General features: G+C 63.3%; 21 protein-coding genes. 18 read left to right on the top strand and 3 right to left on the bottom strand.

Annotation, left to right across the window (positions count from 1 at the left end; translation table 11 throughout):
* Positions 1–22: 22 nt before the first annotated feature.
* From X735_RS158155 to X735_RS158170, 4 genes are all read left to right on the top strand, one after another.
* Positions 23–781, top strand: a complete 759-nt coding sequence (locus X735_RS158155) for a lytic transglycosylase domain-containing protein (protein WP_023809945.1) — start codon at positions 23–25, stop codon at positions 779–781.
* A 140-nt stretch (positions 782–921) separates the two neighbouring features.
* Positions 922–2,073 (top strand): ABC transporter substrate-binding protein, encoded by a 1,152-nt coding sequence (locus X735_RS158160; protein ID WP_245273142.1) that lies wholly within the window; start codon positions 922–924, stop codon positions 2,071–2,073.
* Between the two features lie 372 nt (positions 2,074–2,445).
* On the top strand, positions 2,446–2,811 hold the full coding sequence (locus X735_RS1000000169710; protein ID WP_245273141.1) for a thermonuclease family protein: 366 nt from the start codon (positions 2,446–2,448) through the stop codon (positions 2,809–2,811).
* Positions 2,812–3,040: 229 nt separating this feature from the next.
* Positions 3,041–3,793, top strand: a complete 753-nt coding sequence (locus tag X735_RS158170) for a GGDEF domain-containing protein (RefSeq protein WP_023809941.1) — start codon at positions 3,041–3,043, stop codon at positions 3,791–3,793.
* 58 nt (positions 3,794–3,851) lie between these two features.
* Here X735_RS158170 and X735_RS158175 read toward each other — a convergent pair whose 3' ends face one another.
* Positions 3,852–5,399 carry a GMC family oxidoreductase N-terminal domain-containing protein gene (locus X735_RS158175; RefSeq protein ID WP_023809940.1) on the bottom strand — a complete coding sequence of 516 codons (1,548 nt, stop codon included), beginning with the start codon at positions 5,397–5,399 and terminating at the stop codon, positions 3,852–3,854.
* Positions 5,400–5,442: 43 nt separating this feature from the next.
* Positions 5,443–6,120 carry an FCD domain-containing protein gene (locus X735_RS158180; protein ID WP_023809939.1) on the bottom strand — a complete coding sequence of 226 codons (678 nt, stop codon included), beginning with the start codon at positions 6,118–6,120 and terminating at the stop codon, positions 5,443–5,445.
* A gap of 204 nt (positions 6,121–6,324) precedes the next feature.
* Between X735_RS158180 and X735_RS1000000169705 the strand changes: the two genes are divergently transcribed.
* The 10 genes from X735_RS1000000169705 to X735_RS158220 all read left to right on the top strand — a co-directional run bounded on the left by X735_RS1000000169705 (position 6,325) and on the right by X735_RS158220 (position 15,490).
* On the top strand, positions 6,325–7,131 hold the full coding sequence (locus tag X735_RS1000000169705) for a GMC family oxidoreductase N-terminal domain-containing protein (RefSeq protein ID WP_245273138.1): 807 nt from the start codon (positions 6,325–6,327) through the stop codon (positions 7,129–7,131).
* Positions 7,058–8,029, top strand: coding sequence for a GMC oxidoreductase (locus X735_RS1000000169700; RefSeq protein ID WP_245273136.1), 972 nt, complete (start codon positions 7,058–7,060; stop codon positions 8,027–8,029). The genes X735_RS1000000169705 and X735_RS1000000169700 overlap by 74 nt, the downstream gene beginning before the upstream one ends.
* A gap of 290 nt (positions 8,030–8,319) precedes the next feature.
* Entirely contained in the window at positions 8,320–9,471 is a 1,152-nt protein-coding gene (locus tag X735_RS158185) for a cupin domain-containing protein (RefSeq protein WP_027039500.1), read from the top strand.
* 45 nt (positions 9,472–9,516) lie between these two features.
* On the top strand, positions 9,517–10,674 hold the full coding sequence (locus X735_RS158190; RefSeq protein WP_050592656.1) for a hypothetical protein: 1,158 nt from the start codon (positions 9,517–9,519) through the stop codon (positions 10,672–10,674).
* Between the two features lie 9 nt (positions 10,675–10,683).
* Positions 10,684–11,091 (top strand): RidA family protein, encoded by a 408-nt coding sequence (locus X735_RS158195; RefSeq protein WP_023809936.1) that lies wholly within the window; start codon positions 10,684–10,686, stop codon positions 11,089–11,091.
* A gap of 26 nt (positions 11,092–11,117) precedes the next feature.
* Positions 11,118–11,738, top strand: a complete 621-nt coding sequence (locus tag X735_RS158200; RefSeq protein ID WP_023809935.1) for a glutathione S-transferase family protein — start codon at positions 11,118–11,120, stop codon at positions 11,736–11,738.
* Positions 11,738–12,667 (top strand): 5-formyl-3-hydroxy-2-methylpyridine 4-carboxylate 5-dehydrogenase, encoded by a 930-nt coding sequence (fhmpcd1, locus tag X735_RS158205; protein WP_023809934.1) that lies wholly within the window; start codon positions 11,738–11,740, stop codon positions 12,665–12,667. Before X735_RS158200 ends, fhmpcd1 begins: the two co-directional genes overlap by 1 nt.
* A 130-nt stretch (positions 12,668–12,797) precedes the next feature.
* The gene (locus X735_RS158210; RefSeq protein ID WP_023809933.1) at positions 12,798–13,628 is read left to right on the top strand and encodes an ABC transporter ATP-binding protein; all 831 of its coding nucleotides are present in this window, start codon (positions 12,798–12,800) and stop codon (positions 13,626–13,628) included.
* On the top strand, positions 13,625–14,440 hold the full coding sequence (locus X735_RS158215; RefSeq protein WP_023809932.1) for an ABC transporter permease: 816 nt from the start codon (positions 13,625–13,627) through the stop codon (positions 14,438–14,440). The genes X735_RS158210 and X735_RS158215 overlap by 4 nt, the downstream gene beginning before the upstream one ends.
* 39 nt (positions 14,441–14,479) lie before the next feature.
* Positions 14,480–15,490 (top strand): ABC transporter substrate-binding protein, encoded by a 1,011-nt coding sequence (locus X735_RS158220; RefSeq protein ID WP_023809931.1) that lies wholly within the window; start codon positions 14,480–14,482, stop codon positions 15,488–15,490.
* Positions 15,491–15,528: 38 nt separating this feature from the next.
* On the opposite strand, the gene X735_RS158225 is transcribed toward X735_RS158220, so the two are convergent.
* A complete protein-coding gene (locus tag X735_RS158225) occupies positions 15,529–15,954 on the bottom strand; it encodes a hypothetical protein (RefSeq protein ID WP_023809930.1) in 426 nt (141 codons plus the stop codon).
* A 154-nt stretch (positions 15,955–16,108) separates the two neighbouring features.
* On the opposite strand from X735_RS158225, the gene X735_RS158230 reads away from it, so the two are divergent.
* From X735_RS158230 to X735_RS158245, 4 genes are all read left to right on the top strand, one after another.
* Positions 16,109–17,083 (top strand): BMP family protein, encoded by a 975-nt coding sequence (locus X735_RS158230; RefSeq protein ID WP_023809929.1) that lies wholly within the window; start codon positions 16,109–16,111, stop codon positions 17,081–17,083.
* A gap of 79 nt (positions 17,084–17,162) precedes the next feature.
* Positions 17,163–18,731: an ABC transporter ATP-binding protein gene (locus tag X735_RS158235; protein WP_023809928.1), complete on the top strand. Its 1,569-nt coding sequence runs from the start codon at positions 17,163–17,165 to the stop codon at positions 18,729–18,731.
* Positions 18,728–19,825: an ABC transporter permease gene (locus tag X735_RS158240; RefSeq protein WP_023809927.1), complete on the top strand. Its 1,098-nt coding sequence runs from the start codon at positions 18,728–18,730 to the stop codon at positions 19,823–19,825. Before X735_RS158235 ends, X735_RS158240 begins: the two co-directional genes overlap by 4 nt.
* A gap of 3 nt (positions 19,826–19,828) precedes the next feature.
* Positions 19,829–20,764 carry an ABC transporter permease gene (locus tag X735_RS158245; RefSeq protein ID WP_023809926.1) on the top strand — a complete coding sequence of 312 codons (936 nt, stop codon included), beginning with the start codon at positions 19,829–19,831 and terminating at the stop codon, positions 20,762–20,764.
* The last annotated feature ends 11 nt before the right edge of the window (positions 20,765–20,775 follow it).

The following is a 20,775-nucleotide window of genomic DNA, read 5'->3' as shown; positions in this document are numbered from 1 at the left end:
GAACCCACGCCTGTTGGCCATCATGACAGCCGACGAATCCTTCCTGAAGGCGGTTGCGGGCGCGATCGTGTTGCTTGGCTTTGTCCAAACGGTCACGCCGGCCAGTGCCAACTGGCTGGAACGACCATCCGTGAAACAACAGCTTTCGTCCGGCCTGAAGCAGGCAGTGCGCTGTGATCCGGCTACGGAGTGGACCCGGCAGACATTCAAGGCATTTGCCAGCTGCCAGGCATCGATCTATGGCCTGGAGCCGCTGCTGGCGCATGCGGTGATGGAGATCGAAAGCGGTTTCGATCCCGGCGTCCAGGGCGCCGACGGCGAAGTCGGCCTGATGCAGGTGATGCCGGCGACCGCCAGGATGCTCGGCTTTCGAGGCTCCCTGGACGATCTGAGCGCGCCGGCGACCAACATCGCGCTGGGGGTCAGATATCTTGCACAGGCCAACAGGCTCGCCGCGGGCGATCTGTGCACCACCGTCATGAAGTATCGCGCCGGGCACAATGAAAGCCGGTTCTCGGCCCTTTCGGTCCGCTACTGCCAGCGTGCGCGGGCAATCCTGGCAAGGGAAGGGATTGAAGTGACCGGACCTTTGCCGGTGGCGACATTTGGCTTTGCCGCATTTTCGCCGGGAGGGGAGGAGGGAGCCCCTGCCCAGGGAAAAGGTGTGTGCGTGCGCCGCCTGTTCGTGCCCGGGCCGCGATACATGAAATGCGCCGACTATCGAAGTGCCGGGCAAGCAAGGCAGATCAGGGCGCTCAGAGGCAGGCTTTTCGGCGGTTAAAAGAACTACAGACGGCACTGCAAGTCCGCCGTAACATGCGTTGAAGACCAGACCGGGAACAATATCCGGCGGCACACAGGGGTGGAGCATTCATGGAAGCTGGCCGACAGGTCCACCGTCCGCGGACATGGGCAATCGCCTTGGCGCTCGCCACGATCTTATCGGGCTGCCAGTCGAAAGGCGGCGTCTCCGAAGTGCTCGATCCGGCGGCGGTTGCCGCGCCTGCCGGGCAGAATGGGGCCGCTGTTACCGGTCCCGCCCAGGCGACCCAGTCGCTGGGCACCGGTTCGACAAAAGTCACGATGCTGCTGCCGTTGTCCGGCTCCGGAACAGCGGGCGAAAACGGCAGGAAGATGCTGGATGCGGCCAAGCTGGCGATGACGGATATTGGCAATGGATTGCTGACGCTGACGGTAGAAGACACCAAAGGCGACAGCGCACTGGCCAGCAAAATGGCGATAACGGCCATAACGACGGGCTCGAAGGTCGTGATCGGCCCGACCGAACTGACGGCAGCCCAGCATATTGCCACGCTTTCGGGATCGAAGCGGCCACCGGTCTTGGCGCTTGCCGATAATTTCGCCGGCGGCGCCGGGGTTTATGCCGTGCTCCTTGGCGAAGCGGACAGCGCCGCCGCGGGCGCCGCGGGACTGGCCGCGAAAGGCAGCAAGAAGTTCGTACTGCTTGTCGCGGATGGCCCAAACGCCGGCGCCATGGAGAAGCGGGTCGCAAACAGCCTCAGCATCTACGGCGCGGCGCTCGCGGTCACTCTCCGATATTCTGCCGGCGACGGCGCCGCGAAGGCGGTCGACGAAATGGGCTCACTCGTGGACGCCCCCGACGCCGTCATTGTCGCCAGCGGCAATGGCAGTCCGTCGCCCATCCTTGCCGCCCTCAAATCGAAGGGCATTCCGGGAAAGACTATCTCCGTCGTCGGAACGAACCGTTGGCTGGAGCACCCCACGGATCCGCTCTTCGAGGGGGCGTTTATCGCCACGCTCGATCCAGGTGAAACCGGGCCGATCGCCGACCGCTTCAGGACGGCATACAACTATCCGGCTGACGTCAATGTGGCCTATGCCTATGACATGGTTGCCCTGACGGCAGGGATTGCCAGCGCGATCGGGCCTGATGGCTTCAGCAAAAAGGTTCTCGAGAATCCAAACGGCTTTCGCGGGTCGACCGGCCTGTTCCGGTTTCGGGCCGACGGATCCAGCGAACGCTCGATGCCGTTCTATCGGATTGAAAAAGGTGCGCTCAAGCTGGTTGCCAAATCGACGTCGGGTTTCTGACCGGCGCAAATCCCTGAGATCCTGTTCAAGCTGATGGGCAGGCCGGGCCGCAGCCGCTTGGCGATCGCGCTCGGAAGCCTGCTGCTTCTGGCCGGGATACTGCTGATCATTCAAGGTGGGGCGTTGCTTTCGGTCGATCGGCCTGTCCGTGCCCCGTCGCGGGATGTTGACGATACGCAGCCTATCCGGCCGGTTGCCCCGGTAGCCGGCGCACAACGCCTGGAGCCGGCGCGCAAGGTTGCTCAAGACCTGATCGCTCCGCCACGGCTTGATCCCGCTGAGATCGAACGGACCGAACCCCGTCCGCCACTCAGCGAGCTCGGTCTCGCCGTGCCCCCGAAAACGCCAATGCCTGGGGATTGGCGGGAGGTCTTGCTCTACCGCCCGGTTGCCACATCGTCGGCGATGTTCGAATCCATGGGCCGCAAGGTGGTCATCAGCGGAGTGCGAGGCATCGATCTCGACAGCTCCTGCTCGTTTCATGACGTCACCTGGCCTTGCGGCCTGCGCGCACGCGCCGTTTTCAATTCCTGGCTGAGGGGACGCGGGCTGCACTGTTTCGTACCGCCGGACGTCGAGCGTTTTGCCGTCGCCGCGCCATGCAGGCTGGGCAAGCAGGATGTTGGCGCCTGGCTTGTCTCCAACGGCTGGGCCACGGCGCTGCCGAACGGCATCTACGGCAAGGCGGAGGCGACAGCCAGAAAGGCTGAGATGGGCATATTCGGTCCGGTACAATAGCCTGCCATTCAACCCTGATGTTTTGTTTGTTAACCGCCACGGGCGCAGCTTTGCGTCTTTGTCTTTCATGCATGGCCTTTTCCAAAGCCGAGGTCATGCATTGGGAGCAAGCCGATTTCGTCCGCAGCCTTGATGGGGTCATCGCGCAATCGATTAAATTGCAAGGTTCCTTGAAACTGAAATTGCAACACACCGGCCCTATACCAGCCCATCCACAGGAGATCGGCCAGTGACAAAGACTATGGCGAGCACCACCGACCAGGCATGGAAAGGCGTCGCTTTGCTGACGTTTCTGGGAACCACTGCAATCCTGGGCGTTTCCGTCGGCCTCAATTATCTGCTCCTGTTCTCCGAGGCGCTGACGCCATTTGGGCGCAGCATGATCACGGCAATCCTGTTGCCTGTCGTCCTTGGTGTTCCGCTTTTTCTGTTCGTTGGATTGAAACAGATCGAGCTTCGTCGCTATCGCCGGGAACTCGACAAGTCGGCAACCTTCGACACCACGACCGGCTGCCTGAACGGAGCGGTCTTCACGTCGATGGTCGAAAAAAGAACGGCAAGGCCGTCGGTGCCGGGGCCTAAATCGGGCGCCTTCCTGGTTATCCATTCGGAGCATCTGCGGTCCATCAACCTGCGCTTTGGTCTTGAATGGGGCGATCAAGCCTTGCGGCTCATAGCCTCGACCATACAATCGTCGGTGCGCGCGGAAGACCTGGTTGGACGCATGGGGACGTCTATGTTCGGGGTTTTCCTCGCCGGCGCGACCGAAGCAGAAGCCAGGGAAATCGGCGAGCGTATCGAGGCGCGCATCGCGCAAGTCTATTTCGCGCCAAAGGGGACCGAGGATGCCCTGACCGTCAAGGTCGGCGGCGTGGTGTTCGAAAACCAGGTGGAGTTCGCGGACATGTTCCGGTCCGCCGAGCAGCGCATGGCCGGCGTCCAGGACGGAGCCGCGTTTGAACTGACGCATCTCCATAGCTGACATTCGCCGGGAACCAGAGCCATTCGGAACCCAGGGGAATTGTCGGACGCGGCCGCGGTTACGCTGACGACGGGGTAGCCCGTGAAGACGCCGCCCAGGTTTCGGCTACGGCGACGATCGCGGCATTGATCGGTCCGCTCGGGATCGCCGGCATCACCGAGGCGTCGACGACAAAGGCATTGTCGAAGCCGTTCAGCCGCAAGTCAGGATCGACGACGGCCTCAGTGTCACGACCCATCCGGCACGTGCCGGCCGGATGGTGATGGGTGGAAGCAGCCCTGGCGATGAAAGCATCGAGTTCGGCATCGGACTGAACCGGGGCGCCTGGCAGGATCTCCATATCGCGCCATTCGTCCAGAGCCGCATGATGGCCGACCATGCGCGCCCGCTTCAACGCCATCCTGAATGTCGCGCGATCGTGTTCGGTTTCGAGATAATGCGGGTCGATGACCGGCGCATCGTTGCGGCCCGGCCCGCTTGGTGTGATGCGCCCTCGGCTTGTCGGATGGGTGACGCCGCACAGGATGGTAAAGGCGGAGCCATAGGGCGGGGTCTTCAGGCCCTCGGCCGCGGACGGGGCGACGACGCAGGCGAGCACGATATCGGGACTTCCCGTAGAGCGGGTCGGATCGTCGCTGTGCAGATACATCAGCGATTCGGAGTGCTGCAGGCGGGAGGGCGGCACCGGCTTTTTCGTGCTGTAGACATTTCCGAGAGCCAGCAGATGATCCTGCAGGTTGCGGCCCACATCGCCCCGATCGGCAAGGCAGCGTATATCCGCCTGCTTCAGCGTATCGGGACAGCCAATGCCCGACCGCATGAGGATGAGCGGCGTGGATACGGCGCCGGCGCAAAGGACGATCCGGTCGGCGCAGAGCGTCCTGGTCTCACCCTCGCACACCACGCTCACGCCCGTGATCTTGTGGCCGTCCAGCACCAGGTGCTCGACCTCGTGGCCGGCGAGCAAGGTCAGGTTCGGCCGCGCCATGACCTGCGACGGCAGATAGGCGTCGGCGACGCTCAGGCGCTTGCCGTCACGTATATTGAGTGAATTGGGACTGGTGCCGACCAGTTCGCCGCTGTTGTGGTCGCTCAGGGTGGGAGCGCCCAGGGATCGCCCGGCGGCGATGTAGGCACGCACGACCGGACTGACCTCGGCGTCCGGCAGATAGACGTCCAGCGGGCCGCTCTTGCCGCGTGTCGGCGCATCGAAGGCGGTGAAGGCTTCGCTGCGGATGAAGCCCGGCAACAACCCCCGATAGGACCAGCGCTCGCCGCCGGCTTGCGCCCAGGGTTCGAAATCATCGGGATGGCCGCGCACATAGGCCATTGCATGCAGGCAGCTCGAGCCGCCGACTATCCTGCCTCGCGGCCATTCATGGATGCGGTCGGCGGTGAAGGGCTGGGGCACGGTCCGGTGGCTCCAGTCGTAGGCGCGGCCCTGGAGCATCGTCCACTTAAGCGGATCGGCGATGTCGGGATCGGCCGGCATCGCCCCGGCCTCAATGAGGCCGACCTGGCACGACCGGTCTTCACTGAGCCGGCTGGCAACAACCGAGCCGGCGGATCCCGCACCGATCACCAGCACGTCGAAATGACGTTTCAATTTGGAATTCCCCGCACAGGCTCAATGTCGGAAGCTGATACGATCACGCGGCAAAGGCGCCGGCATTCGACCGTTCCATGATCTGTCTCTGCACGGACAAAAGGTGCGCGCGCATTGCGGTCTCTGCCGCTTCGGGATCGCGCTGCGAGATCGCTTCGGCGATCAGGCGATGCTCGCCGTCGCGGTGGGCGATCCGCTTGGGGCAGGTGGGTGCCGCGGTGCGCGCAACCTTCACCCGCGCATCGACACCGACCTGGCGCAGCATCTTGTAGAATTCCGCGGCGAGGTGGTTGCGGGCCGCGGCAACGATCGCGAGATGGAAAGCGAAGTCGACCTCACCCGACGGGGCGTTCTCAGGCGTGGTTGCCGCGTCGAGGATCCGCGCCGTCTCGAAAGAAGAGGCGCGCAGCGACGCCAGTCGGGCAAGGCCCGGCTCCATGATCAGGCGCAATTCCAGGACCTCGATCGGATTGGTTACCCTGACCAATTCCTCGCCATATCTCGGAAGGGCGGTCGGCGCCCGCCTGGCGCGCGCCGGTTTGAGGTCGCCCGAAAGGCGCAGCACTTCAAGCGCCTTGCGAAGCTGATGGCGCTTGACGCTCAGATGTTCCGCAAGATCGCGCTCGGACGGAAGCTTGCCGCCGCCCTGCTGCAACTGGCGGACCGCGGCGATGATGTCGTCGAGATCCGATGGTCCGACCTGCGGCTCGAATGCGCTCAAAACCAAATCTCCTGTCCGATCGGCAGACCGCCGACTCAACGTCCCGACATCATATTGTGACACGAAAACCTGTTCGACGGCACTCAACCAATTCAACCAATCTACAACTGTACGCAATGGTTGACAACACCAGTTGCGCGATGGTTGACTGCCCATGTCGACGGTTGCCATCGCGGCGGACCGTCTTTCTCCCGAGGATCACGCATGCCGGCTGGCGAAACCTTTGACTACGTCATTGTCGGTGCGGGATCGGCCGGCTGCGTGCTGGCGAACCGGCTGAGCGAAGACCCTGCCGTGTCGGTGCTTCTGCTGGAGGCTGGGGATTGGGACCGCGATCCGATGATCCACATCCCACTCGGCTGGGGCAAGATCCTGACCGAACGCCGCCACGACTGGATGTATTTCTGCGAGCCCGAGGCCAATGTCGGCGGCCGCAAGGTCGAATGCGCGCGCGGCAAGGTCATCGGCGGCTCTTCCTCAACCAACGCCATGGCTTATGTGCGCGGCAATCGCGGCGACTATGATCGCTGGGCGGCAAGCGGCCTGACGGACTGGTCGTTCGACAAGGTGCTGCCCTACTTCAAGAAGCAGGAGCGCTGGGAAGGAGGCGAAAGCCGGTATCGCGGCGGCAGCGGGCCGCTGAACACCCAGTTCTGCCGCTACAAGGACGAACTGATCGATGCGTTCGCGACGGCCAGCCGTGATGCCGGATATCCGCAGACCGACGACTACAACGGCGCCATACAGGAAGGCTTCGGCCGCCTGCAGATGACAATTGCGAACGGCCGCCGCTGCTCGACCGCGACCGCCTATCTGCGGCCGGCTATGCGTCGCGGCAACGTCAAGGTGCTGACCGGCGCGATGGCGACGAAGATCCTGCTGAAGAATGGGCGCGCAACCGGCGTTGCCTNGCAACGTCAAGGTGCTGACCGGCGCGATGGCGACGAAGATCCTGCTGAAGAATGGGCGCGCAACCGGCGTTGCCTACACCAGAGGCGGGGCGAGCCATGAAGTTGTGGCGCGGCGCGAGGTCCTGCTTGCCGGCGGCGTCATCAACACGCCGCAGCTGATGATGCTGTCAGGCATAGGCGACAGCGGCGAGCTCGCGGCGCATGGCATCGAGACGAAAGTCGATCGTGCGCAGGTCGGCAAGAATTTGCAGGACCATGTTTCGGTCATCCTGATGTATCGTCGCAAACAACCGGGACCGTTTCTCAAGATGATGCGGGCCGATCGTATCGGGCTGGATTTCGTCAAGACCTATCTCACCGGAAAGGGCTTTTCGGGAGATGTGCCTGGCGGCGTCGTGGCATTCCTGAAGAGCGACGCAAGCCGGCCGTTGCCGGACGTACAGCTGCTTTTCACCGCCGCACCGCTTGGAGCATGGCCTTACATGTCGCCGTTCAAGGCGCCGTTCGCCGACGGCTTTGCGACCCGTATCGTTGCCGTGCAGCCGGAGAGCCGCGGCAGCGTCAGGCTGGCGTCCAGCGATCCGGTCGCCGCGCCCCTGATCCATCAGAATTTCCTGTCCTCGCAGCGCGACTGGCAGTCGCTTCGCGCCGGCTTTCGTGTTGCGCGCAACCTTGCCAGCCAGCCGTCCATGGCTCCGTTCGTTGGTGCGGAGTTCTTCCCCGGCCCGAAATGCGAGAGCGACGAAGAGATCGACGAGCATATCCGCAAGACCTCGATCACCGTGCATCATCCGGCCGGCACGTGCCGCATGGGCGTCGATGCGGCATCGGTGGTCGATCCGGAATTGCGGGTGCGCGGCATCGCCGGACTTCGTGTCGTGGACGCCTCGGTCATGCCCGACCTCGTCTGCGGCAACATCAATGCGGCGGTCGTCATGATCGCCGAAAAGGCCGCGGATCTGATCCGCAGCCGCGCCCAACAGAGCGTGGCGGCCTGACAGAGGCGGCCGGAATACAACCAAAGTCTTTTGGTTGAGATTGAAAACTGCGTTGGTTGGACCGTCATGTGCCTCCGCCTGGCCGTGACGAGGCGGCTTCATGCCCTGATTTCAAGGCATATTTCGAGCACTCTTGGGCTATTTCTGCCTGTTTCTGGGCATTTGCCTCTCAAAAATGCACCTCAACCAAAAACTTATAAAATTCGCAATTTGGGTATTGTCGCGCAAAACCAATGCGAATACGGTTGAGTTGGTTAGAAGTATTTTCTTCGTGACGAGAGGTGTCCGATATGTCCCTGGCGCAACCAGCTAACGATGTGCTCACCAACAAGAAGGCAGCACTCAAGGGCCTCTATGACGCCCTCTACGCAAAGAACATGTTTCCGTTCTGGGCGACGTCGGAAGGCGTCGATCATGACGAGATAAAGCAGCTGATGGCGACGTCGAAGGCCGTTCCCTTCGTGTGGTCCTATTCGGACATCGAGCCGCTGCTGCAACGCGCCGCCGAACTGGTGACCATGGACGACAGCGAGCGCCGCTCGCTGATCCTGGTCAATCCTGGCCTTGCGCCCAAGCGTGCATCGGTCAGCACCATGTACACCGCCTACCGCCTGAATGATCCCGACGAGATCATGCCGCCGCACAAGCACTCGCCGAGCGCCATCCGCTTCGGCCTGACCGGCAAGGGCAACTTCACCGGCGTCGAGGGCGAAGACGTGGTCTTCGGCCCCGGCGACATGGTGCTGACGCCCAACGACGCCTGGCACAATCATGGCACCGTCGGCGGCGAGCAGGCGGTCAACCTGTCGGTGCTCGACCTGCCGCTGGTCGAAACGCTGCACGCCGTCCATTTCGACCACAAATACACCGAGATGGTCGACGGCAAGGAAGTCGAGAAGAAGGTGCAGACCGCCCGCTATCCCGGTGACTATTCACAGCGCATCTATGGCGAGGGCGGCCTGATGCCGCGTTTCGTCGACCACAAGCGCGGCGGCGGCCTGTCGTCTCCGATGTATGTCTATCGCTGGGAGAAGATGGAAGCGGTCCTAGACGCTCACAAGGATTGGGATGGCGACCCTCATGAAGGCATCGTCATCGACTATGTCGATCCGACGACCGGCGGACCCGTCTTCCACACCATCAATTTCTACGTGCAGATGCTGCGCCCCGGCGAGAAGACCTTGCCGCAGCGCGAGACCGCCAGCCTGCTCTTGGCGCCGTTCCGCGGCAACGGCCATTCGATCATCGACGGCAAACGATATGACTGGAACCAGTTCGACACCATCGCCATACCCGGCGGTTCCTGGGTCGAGCATGTCAACGGCTCGTCGAGCGAGCCGGTGATCTTCTTCGGCGCCACCGATGCGCCGACGCAGAAGGCGCTGCTCCTCTACAAGCGCTGGGGCCGCAACCAGGCCGGCGATCTGCTCCGTCTCGTCTAGTTCCCATCCTACTGCCCCGCCGCCATTGGCGGCGGGGACATTGAAATGACGTTTCAGCAGCAAGGGCGTATGCATTTGGTTTCGGCGTTCAACACCAAGCAGATCGGCCATGTCGACTGCCCAGGCGGCGGCCAGGTCTGGGTCGACGGCAACATCCTCTATATCGGCCACATGCGGCCGCCGAGCGGTACGACGCTGGTCGACATTTCCGACCCGCGCAATCCGCGCAAGATAGCCACGATCGATGTTCCGCCCGGCTGGCACTCGCACAAGGTGCGCGCCAAGGACGGGCTGATGATCATCAACCACGAGCGCTTTGGCGATGCCGGCCCGGCCGATTTCGGCGGCGGGTTGGCACTCTACGACACAACCAAGCCGGCACAGCCCAAGCTCATCTCGAAATGGATAACCGGCGGCAAGGGCGTCCACCGCTACGACTTCGACGGCCGTTACGTCTACATCTCGCCGACCGCCGACGGTTATGTCGGCAACATCGTGATGATCCTCGACCTGATCGATCCCACAAAGCCGGTCGAGGTCGGACGCTGGTGGATACCCGGCCAGTGGACGGGTGGCGGCGAGGAATACCCCTGGCACGACTATGTCACGCCGCGTTGCCACCATCCTTTGCGCATGGGCGACCGGCTGTATGTCAGCTACTGGCATCACGGCCTGTTCATCCTCGACATTTCGGACATCACCAAGCCGAAGCTGGTCTCGCACGTCAATTCGAGCCCGAGCTTTCCGCATCCCACCCACACCTGCCTGCCGATTCCACAGCCGCTCAAGGGCCGCAACATCATGGTGGTGGCGGACGAGGACGTCGCCAAGCTTCGGCCATCACCGCCGGCCTTCACGTGGATCTACGACATCACCGACGAGACCAACCCGTTGCCGATCTCGACCTTCCAGGTGCCGGGCCTCGACCCGGATGGTTCACCGCAGCCGCAGATGACCGGCTGCCATCAGCCTTCCGAACGGTTCAAGGGCACGATCATTCCGTTTGCATGGTTCGCGCAGGGGCTGCGCCTCGTCGACATCGCCGACCCGTTCGCGCCAAAGGAGGTCGGCCATTTCGTGCCCGACGCGCCCGAGGGGGCGGAGCGTTCCTCGTCCAACGACGTGACCATCGACGACCGCGGCATCGTCTACCTGATCGATCGCATCCGTGGCGTCGACATCATCGAAACCAGTGTTCTCTAGGAGCAGGCATTGAGCGACAGCACGCGAAAATCCGCCAGCCATTACGCCATCGGCAACAAGAACCCGAACCTGCCGTTTCATCCGGCGGTGCGTGCCGGCGACTTCATCTTCGTCTCGGGCCAGGTGCCGAAGGACGACAACAACAACATGATCAGCGGCACGATCGAGGAAGAGACGCTGGCCACGCTGAAAACCATCGCGCGCGTCATCGCGCATGAGGGCGCGACGCTGTCGGATGTCGTGCGGATCACCACCTATCTCGAGGATACGCGCGATTTCGGCCGCTACAACAAGGCGTTCCTCGAAGGGATCGGCGATGCCGTGCTGGCGCGCACGACCGTCGAGGCAAAGGCCGTCATCAACACCAAGATCGAAATGGACGCGATCGTCTACAAGCCGCTCCCAGCGAGCAAGTAGGCATTGGACACAATCGAGGAGACGACATGTACAAGCTGTTAGGCCGCCAGACATCAGGCAACGTCCAGAAGGTGCTCTTCATGCTCGAAGAGCTTGGGGCATCCTACAAGCGCGAGGACTATGGCCGCCAGTTCGAGAACACCCAGACGGCGGAATACAAGGCGCTCAACCCGACCTCCAAGGTGCCGACGCTGGTCGACGGCGACACCGTGATCTGGGAGTCCAACACCATCCTGCGCTATCTCGCGGCATTCGGTGGCGAACAGTTGAATGGCGCCACGCCGGCGGAAAAGACCGAGGTCGAGCGCTGGATGGATTTCCTGCTGGCGGCGGTCAATCCCGGCTACCTGGCGGCCTTCAAGGGCGCCAAGCTCACACCCGAGGAACAGACCGCCGAATACAAGGAACAGGTGAAGGACCTTGTCGCGCAACTCAAGATCGTCGATGGCCACCTGGCCGGCAAGGACTTCCTGGCGCTGGACAAGCTGACCCTTGCCGACATCGCCTGCGCGCCGATCCTGAAGCGCTGCGTCGACTTCAAGATCGACCGGCCGTCGATGCCCGATCTGGAGCGTTGGGTGGCCGCGATCGCCGCCCGGCCGGCCTTCAAGGCGGCAACCACTGCTGCTCCCGCAAAGGCCGCATAATGATCAGGCGCGCCGCTCTCATCGGATTGGGAACGATGGGTCCAGGCATCGCCGCGCGGCTTTCGCGCGGCGGCCTCGATGTCACGGCGTATGATGTTTCACAGGCGTCGGTCGAGCGTGCCCGCGGCATGCTCGATCTCGCCGGCGGCGTGCTCGATCGTCTCGACATCAAGGCGCCCGGGACAGGCGCCGGCAGCGTGCGATTCGTCGAGACGATCGCCGAGGCCGTCGATGGCGCCGAACTGGTGATCGAGAACGTGCCCGAGAATATCGACATCAAGGCGCAGACCTATCGCGACATCGATCCGCTGATCGGCCCGTCCGTCATCGTCGCTTCCGACACGTCGGGCATCCCGATCACCAAGCTGCAGGCGCATATTTCGCATCCCGAGCGGATGGTCGGCATGCACTGGTCGAACCCGCCGCACATCATCCCGATGATCGAGGTGATCGGCGGCGAGAAGACCGCACCTGAAACCGTGGCTGTTATCCGCGATCTTATCCGCTCGATCGGCCTGCTGCCGGTGGTGGTGAAGAAGGATGTTCCAGGCTTCGTCGAGAACCGCGTGCTCTATGCGCTGCTGCGCGAGGCGGTTGATCTTGTCGAGCGCGGCGTCATCGAGCCGGAAGACCTCGACACCTGCGTATCCTGGGGCATCGGCTACAAGATCGCCGTCATCGGTCCGATGGCGCTGCTCGATATGGCGGGGCTGGATATCTACAAATCCGTCTCATCCTTCCTGAATGCCGATCTCTCCAACCGCGACGATGTCGCGCCGATGGTGCTGGAGAAGACGGCTGCGTTGAAGTTCGGCATCAAGTCGGGCGAGGGCATGTTTGCCTACACGCCCGAGCAGACAAAGGCGCTGCAAGGCGAACGGGCGCGCAAGCTCGTCGCGGTGCGGCGCATCCTGGAAGGCCGGGAGTAGCTAATGTCAAACGGTGCGCAGAGGGCAGGCCGGTTCGAGGAGTTCCACCGGTCGGCTGTTTGTGTGAAGGGTGCCTTCGCCATCAAGACGGCGTGGCTGCGGCCGACGAAAGCGCGCGGGGCGACAAGCCATGCGCATTGAAACCATTCGAGCCGCCGGTGACAGGCCGGCCCATATCCGCCATGACAATCTGATCTCCGCCAAGGGCGTTTCGGTGGTCATCGCCCGGCAGTTGATCCTCAGCAACATCGATCTCTCTGTGCCGAAGGGGTCGTTTGTCTCCCTTATCGGCCCTTCCGGTTGCGGCAAGAGCACCTTGCTCAAGGTGCTGGCCGGGCTGGTGCAGCCGACCCAGGGCAGCGTTGCGATCGCCGGGCTCGCACCGGTCGAGGCGGCGCGCAAGTGTATGATCGGCCTCGTCTTTCAGGACGCCAACCTGCTCCCCTGGAAGAACGCCGTCGACAATGCGTCGCTGCTGCTCGGCATCGCCGACAAGTCGCTGTCGCGCTCGGATTTGCGGGCGCGCGGGCAGGAGATGCTGGAACTGGTGGGGCTGGGCGACAGCGCCCACAAGCGCCCAAACGAACTGTCGGGCGGCATGCGGCAACGGGTCGCCATCGCACGGGCCCTGGCGCTCGATCCGGCGGTGCTGCTGATGGACGAACCGTTCGGCGCGCTCGACGCCATCACCCGCGATTCGATGGGGCAGTCGCTGCTGGAAATCTGGCAGCGTACCGGCAAGACGATCGTGCTCGTCACCCATTCCATCGACGAGGCCATCCATCTGTCGCGCCATGTGCACGTGCTGGGGATCAAGCCCGGGCGGATCACCGAGAGCCTCGACATTGCGCTGCCTTATCCACGCGACCTGTCGGTCAGCGAAGATCCGGAGTTCGTCAGGCTGGTGGTCCAGTTGCGAACCATGCTGCGCTCCAGCCATCAGCCGGGAGGCGCGTCTTGAGCGACCAACCCATCACGGACCTTCCCGAGCCGCGCCTCGCCTCCAGCTGGAGTGCGGCGACCGGCAGTTGGCTACCGGCGGTCATCCTGCTGCTGGTGACGATCGTGGCGTGGGAAGCCGCCGTGCGGATCTTTGCCATATCCGCCTTCATCATTCCCGCCCCGTCCGAGATCGCGAAGTCGCTGGTGGCGCAATGGGGCACGCTGATGCAAGCGACGCTGGTGACCGCGGGCGAGATCCTGTTCGGCTTCCTGGTCTCGGTCGTGGTCGGCATTGCCATTGCGCTGGTCATCGTGCGCTTCGACTGGCTGGGACGCGCGCTGTATCCACTGGTGGTGCTGTTCCAGAACGTGCCGAAAGTCGCGCTCGCGCCGATCTTCATCCTCTGGTTCGGCTATGGGCTGGCGCCCAAGATCGGCCTCATCCTGGTCATCGCCTTCTTCCCGGTGACACTGTCGATGCTGGCGGGCATGCAATCGGTCGACCGCTCGCTGCTGTCGCTGATGAATTCCGTCGGAGCCAGCCCGACGCAGATCCTGTTCAGGATCCGTGTTCCGCATTCGCTGCCGAACCTGATGGCCGGAACCAAGATCGCCGCCACGTTGAGCGTGATCGGCGCCATCGTCGGTGAGTTCGCCGGGGCGTCGGACGGTCTCGGCTACGTCATCCAGTTCGCTTCGACCCAGCTCGACACGGCGCTGGTCTTCGCAGCGCTGCTGCTCGTTTCCGTGCTTGGCATCGCCTTCTACTACGCCGCCGAAATCCTCGAACGCATCGTGGTGCCGTGGGCGCCGAAATTCAGCCAGTCCTAGGTCCGCTCGATCAACCAAATTCATAAAAGGGAACAAAAAATGCTGAGACGCTCACTTATCAAGGCCGCTACCTTCGCGGCGTTTGTTGCAGCACTCGGTTTTTCCAACGCTGCTCTGGCGGCGGACAAGGTCAACGTTCAGCTCGACTGGGTGGTGCGCGGCAATCACGCCATGTTTTTCGTCGGCAAGGAAAAAGGCTTCTTCGCCAAGAACGACATCGATGTGGCCGAGATCCGCAAGGGGTCCGGCTCGCCGGACGCGATGCGGCTGGTGGGCAATGAGAACGCGGATTTCGGCTTCGGCGATCTTCCCACGCTTGCCGTCGCACGGTCGCAGAATGTCCCGGTCGTGGCGCTGGCGGCCGTCAATCAGCACTCGCCGCTGGGGATCATTTCGCTGGCCAAGACGCTGAAGCTCACCAAGCCGTCCGACCTCAAGGGACTGACCATCGGCATTCATCCGGCTGGCTCCACCTACATCTTCTTCAAGGGCTTCCTGGCCGCCAATGGCCTGACCGAAAAGGACATGACGCTGAACAGCGTCTCGCCTCCCTATGAAAGCTATCTGCTGCTGGGCCGGGTTCAGACGGTCGTCGGCTATATCGACGCGGAGGTTCCCGAGCTGGAGGCGAAGGCCGGAGGCCCCGGCTCGCTCAGCATCATGATGGGGGCGGACCATGGGTGGAAAGCCTATGGCTCGGGCCTGTTCACCTCGCAGGCGATGATCAAGGACAAGCCGGACGTCGTGCGCCGCTTCGTCAAGGCGTACAGGGAGGCCTTCGACTATGTCGTGGCTCATCCGGAAGAGGCCGCCGAGATCACGGCCAAGGCAGCGCCCGGCTATGCGGACAAGAAGGACGTGCTGCTGGCGCAGATCAACGCCGACATCGCCTCGACATTCAGCAGCCCCGACACCAAGGAACACGGTCTCGGCTGGATGACGAAGACGCAGTGGGAGGAGACCCTAAAGACGCTGACGGACCAGGGCGTGCTCAAGGCGGCTCTGTCGGCGGACGACGTCTTCACCGACGCATTCCTGGCAAAAGAATAAGGGGCGCGCGGTGTTCGAACGGAAAGATCGATGAGCGCCTACCGGCAGACCAGGCTGTCCTGCGCGATGGCGCAGGACACATCACGCTCGCCTTTCGCCGCATCGGCGCGGTCGAGCGTGACCTGCACGCGGGTGGCATATGCCCGGCTCGCCAGACCGCACCACAGCCGCTCGACGGGCAGGTTCTCGCGCTTGTCGTTGAGGATCGTGAACGTGCCGGTCTTCGCATCGAACCAGAGCTCGACGCGGGTCTTCTTGCCCGGCTCGATCGTTGCGATCCCGGCTGAATACCAGTGGGCGAAGTCGGCGTTGCAGGAGAGGCCTTCGCTGCCCGCATTCGAAATCGTCAACGGAACCATGTCGAGCCCGTCAGTGCCGGTGCGGACGGTGACATGGTGCAACTCAACCGCGTTGGCGAAGGACGACAACGCCAGCATCACCGGAAGGGCATAACGGATCTTCACTTTGCCTGAGCTCCATATATAAATTTCGCAGGCAGTCTATCTCGCTTTCGCGCAATAACAATAAGAATGTTGATTGGTAAATCAAAACAGAGAGGGTAACATGTTAAAGATTCTCAAGAGCAGTGTAAGTGCAGTTATATTGAGCGGTGTCTTGATGAGCGGCGCGCTTGCCGGCGAGGTCAAGTCGATCGCCATCCTGACGCCCGAAGAAGGCACGGACTATGGCTGGAACCAGCAAGGCATCGACGCTGCCAAGGCGGCGGGCAAAGCCGCAGGTGTCGAAGTGGTCGTGGCCCAGGGTCTCGGCTATGGCGACGTTCGTCCGACCTTGCGGGAACTTGCCTCCGACGGCGCCAGCCTGCTGATCGCGCATGCCAGCGGCTACAACACCTCGGCGCCCGAAATCGCCAAGGAATTGAAAGTTCCGGTGGCGATCGTCGACACGCCAGCCGGCCTGGAGAAGGGCCTTGTCGCCGACTACACGCTGAGCGGCCACGAGGGTGCCTATCTCGCCGGCCGTCTCGCCGCCAAGGTGTCGCGTTCCAAGTCGGTCGGCATCGTCGTCTCGGGCGAACCGCCATCGTGGAATTCGCAGTCGGCGGCGTTCGCACAAGGCGTGAAGGCGGAAAACCCTGACGTCAAGATCACCTATGCGGTGATCGGCCCTGCCGCCTACAGCGACGCGGCCGGCGGCAAGCGCGTCACCGAAAGCGTGATCGCATCCGGTGCCGACATCATCTTCGGCCAGGGCAACGGTTCGAGCTTCGGCATGCTGCAGGCGGTCGAGACGACCAAGGCAGCCGATGGCGGGAAGGTCTATTTCATCGATGTCATCGGCGACAAGTCACCGATCGACAAGGGCTTCCTGCTGTCGTCGGTGGTGTGGAACATCGAGCCGGTTTATGCGGCAATGATTGCCGACCTGAAGGCCGACACGTTCGGCACCAAACACTATACGATCGGCCTCAAGGACGACTCGGTCAAGCTGCTGAAGACCGCTGCGATCCCGGACAATGTCTGGACGGAAATCCAGGCGCTGCGCGAGGACGTCATTTCCGGCAAGATCAAGGTCGAGCCGGTCTATGACGCGGCCGCCGTCAGGGCACTGATGACCAGCGTCGCCCAGTAAGGCGATCACGGTCAACTGCCGGAGGGGTGATCCGTTCACCCCTCCGGACGATTCCCGTTTTTTTTGGTGCTGGGCTTTCATGAGCGGTTTTTCTTCATCGTCCGTTGCCGGGCGCGACATCGTCGCGCTTGAAGGCGTGACCAAACGGTTCCCCGGCATCGTTGCCAATGACAGCGTCGACCTGTCGATCCGCCCGGGCGAAGTGCATGTGCTGCTGGGCGAGAACGGCGCTGGAAAATCGACATTGATCGGCATGTTGTCCGGCCTGCAGCAGCCGGACGAAGGACGCATACTGGTCGACGGCAAACCGACGCCGATCACCTCGCCGCGCCATGCGCTGGCACTCGGCATCGGCACCGTATTCCAGCACATGATGCTGGTGCCGACGCTGACGGTGGCGGAGAACCTTCTGCTTGGCGGGCCGTGGTGGCAGCGCCCCAGGACCGAGGAACTGGCGGCGCGCGTCGCCGAGATCACCGGCACGCTCGGCATCACCGTCAAGCTTCAAGCCAAGGTATCGGAGTTGTCGCTCGGTGAGCAGCAGCAGGTCGAGATCCTGCGCGCGATGCTGCGCAACAGCCGGCTGCTCATCCTTGACGAGTCCACCTCCATGCTGACGCCGAAAGGTATCGACGAACTGGGCGCGCTGATGCGCCGCCTTGTCGAGCAGGGCCTGGCGATCGTCTTCATCACCCACAAGCTCAAGGAGGCGGCTGCCTTCGGCGACCGCATCTCGGTGCTGAAGCTTGGCCGCAAGGTCGGAGAGATCCCGCCCGAGCGGTTTCGCACGCTGGGCGAACAGGAGATCGTCTCCGAGATCGTGGAATTGATGTTCGGCAAGCAGAAGGATGATCCGGAAGCCGTCGAGCGTCCGGTCCGCACTGCCCGAGCAGAAGCGGCCCCGCTGCTTCAGGTTACGGATCTGGCGGTAGCACCGACGGACAATGCACCGGGCCTGTCGTCGATCTCCTTCGACATCCGCCCGGGCGAGATCCTGGGCATAGCCGGCATCGACGGCAACGGCCAGAAGCAGCTGGCGGAAGCGCTGGCCGGCCAGCGTACAGCTGCCGGCGGCTCGGTGCGGCTGGAAGGCGCCGCCATCGAGACGCTGAGCGTCGGCGAGCGCCGCCGGCGCGGCCTTCGCTACCTGACCGACGACAGGCTGGGCGAGGGCACTGTCGGAACCTTCCCGGTCTCGATCAACTTCTTTCTCAAGCAGGTCGGCGCGGCTCCGTTCTGGCGCAACGGCGTCGAGCAACGCGCGGAGATCGACAAGCGCGCCGCCCAGCTCGTGCGCGAATATGATGTGCGTACGCCGAGCCTGAAGGCGCCTGTCGCGCGGCTGTCCGGCGGCAACATCCAGAAGGTGCTTCTGGCGCGAGAACTGGCTGAGGGCGCCAAGGTGGTGATCTTCAACAAGCCGACCTACGGGCTCGATCTCGCCAACACTTTGGCGTCGCGCCAGCGCATCCGCGACACGGCGGCGCGTGGCCTTGCGGTGCTGCTGATCTCCACCGACCTCGAGGAATTGCTTGGCATGTGCGATCGCATCGCCGTCATCGCCGACGGAGCTTTGGTCGGCACCGTCGAGAATGCCGACGACGCCCGCACCAAGGTCGGTCGCCTGATGATCGGACTTGCCGCATGAGCATTGACACCGCACCCACGGTCAGTGCTACCGCACTCGATGCCACGAGCGGGGCAACGACGCGCCGCGACATCCTGCATCGGCTGCTGATGACGCTCGGCCCGATCCTCATCGCTCTCGTCATAGCCGGCTGTATCCTGCTTGCCGTCGGCGTCGACCCGCTCGCCTATTATGGCTTCGTGCTGGAGAAGGGACTGTTCTCGCCGCTCGGCATCCAGCAGACGCTGACGCGCATGGCGCCGCTGCTGTTTCTTGCCGCCGGCCTGATCGTGGCCTTTCGCGCCGGCATGTGGAATCTCGGCGGCGACGGGCAGTTCCTGCTTGGCGCGGTGACGGCGGCTGCCAGCGCTCCCGTGTTCGTGCAGATCATGCCAGCCTGGCTGGCGCTGTTCTGCTCGTTCCTCGTCGCCATGGTGGTGGCGATGATCTGGTCGCTGGTGCCGGCCCTGCTGCGTGCCTATCAGGGCGTCAACGAGATCATCACCACGCTGATGATGACGTTCCTCGGCACTTCGCTCGCCAATGTGCTGGTCAAGCTGGCATTTCGCGATCCGGGAACGACCGTGCCGCAGACGCGCACGCTGCCGGTGGAGGGCCGGCTGCCGCGCCTGTTCGAAACGACCATCACCAGTGGCCTGCTGCTTGGGCTGGCGGCGATCGTCATCGTGCATCTGGTGATGACGCGCACGGCGTTCGGGCTGAAGCTGAGGATCGTCGGCGCCAATCCACGCGCGGCGGTTCACTCGGGGCTCGGCGTTCCCGGCCTGACCGTTGCCGTCTTCGCCATTTCCGCCGGGCTGGCCGGACTTGCCGGCGCTGTCGACATCATCGGCGTCCAGGGCAATGTCCGCGCCGACTGGAATCCCGCCTACGGGCTTGCGGTGATACCCGCTGTCTTTCTCGCCCGCATGAACGGCTTTGCAGCCATTGGTTTCGTGTTCCTGCTCTCGGTGCTTTCGATCGGCGGCGAGAGCGCGGCGCGCCGGCTCGGCGTGCCCAATCATTTCACGCTGGTGCTGGTTTCCATCGTGCTGATCGTGCTCGCGCTCGCCGAATATTTCGATCACCGATACAACCAGTCGCGGAGGGCCTAGGGCATGACCGGGCTGTTCAGCGAAGTCTTTCTCAGCGCGCTCCTGTTCGGCGCCGTCACCGCGGCGATCCCGCTGCTGCTTGCCGGGCTCGGCGAGCAGATCTCCGAGAAGGCGGGCGTGCTCAATATCGGCATCGAAGGGATGATGCTGGCCGGCGCCTATCTCGGCTTTGTCGGCGCTTTCTATTCGGGGTCGCTGTGGCTGGGCTTTCTCACCGGTGCCGCTGGCGGCGCCGCGGTGGCGCTTGTCATGGCGCTGCTTTGCGTGCGCATCGGGCTGAACCAGATCGTCATCGGCATCGCGCTGACCTTGGGGCTCGAGGGCCTGACGGCACTGCTCCACCATTTCCAGTTCTCACGCAGCTACCCGCGCCTGCCCGCGGCGGATGCTACCGTCATTCCGCTGCTTTCGGGCATCCCGGTCATCGGGCCTGCATTCTTCAAGCATCATCTGATCGTCTATCTGGCGGTCGCGCTGGTTTTCGGCATGAGCTACCTCTATCGGCGCACGCAACTCGGCCTCAATTTGCAGGCGGCAGGCGACAAGCCGGCCGCGCTCGATGTCGCCGGCATCGATGTCGTGCGGACCCGCACCATCGCCGTGTTGACGACCGGAGCGCTGGCTGGGCTCGGCGGCGCCTATCTCGCCAATGTCGGGGCTGGGCTGTTCATTCCGTTCATCACCAATGGCGCGGGCTTTCTCGGCATCGTGCTGGCCATGCTGGCGCGCGGTCGCCCGATCTGGGTGCTGTTCGGCGCGTTGCTGTTCGGCGTCTGCCTGTCGCTGACGACGGCCATGCAGGTGGCCGGCATCAACATACCGACCGACATCATCCAGATGCTGCCGTTCCTGGCGGTGATGATCATGCTGGTGCTGTTCGGCCGGCGCGCGAGCCTGCCGGCGGCGCTCGGCATTCCATACGAGCGCGGCGCGCGCTGAGCACAATTCAT

Source organism: Mesorhizobium sp. L2C084A000 (assembly GCF_000502875.1).
Classification (GTDB): domain Bacteria; phylum Pseudomonadota; class Alphaproteobacteria; order Rhizobiales; family Rhizobiaceae; genus Mesorhizobium.
This window is presented reverse-complemented; position numbering and strand designations above follow the sequence as displayed.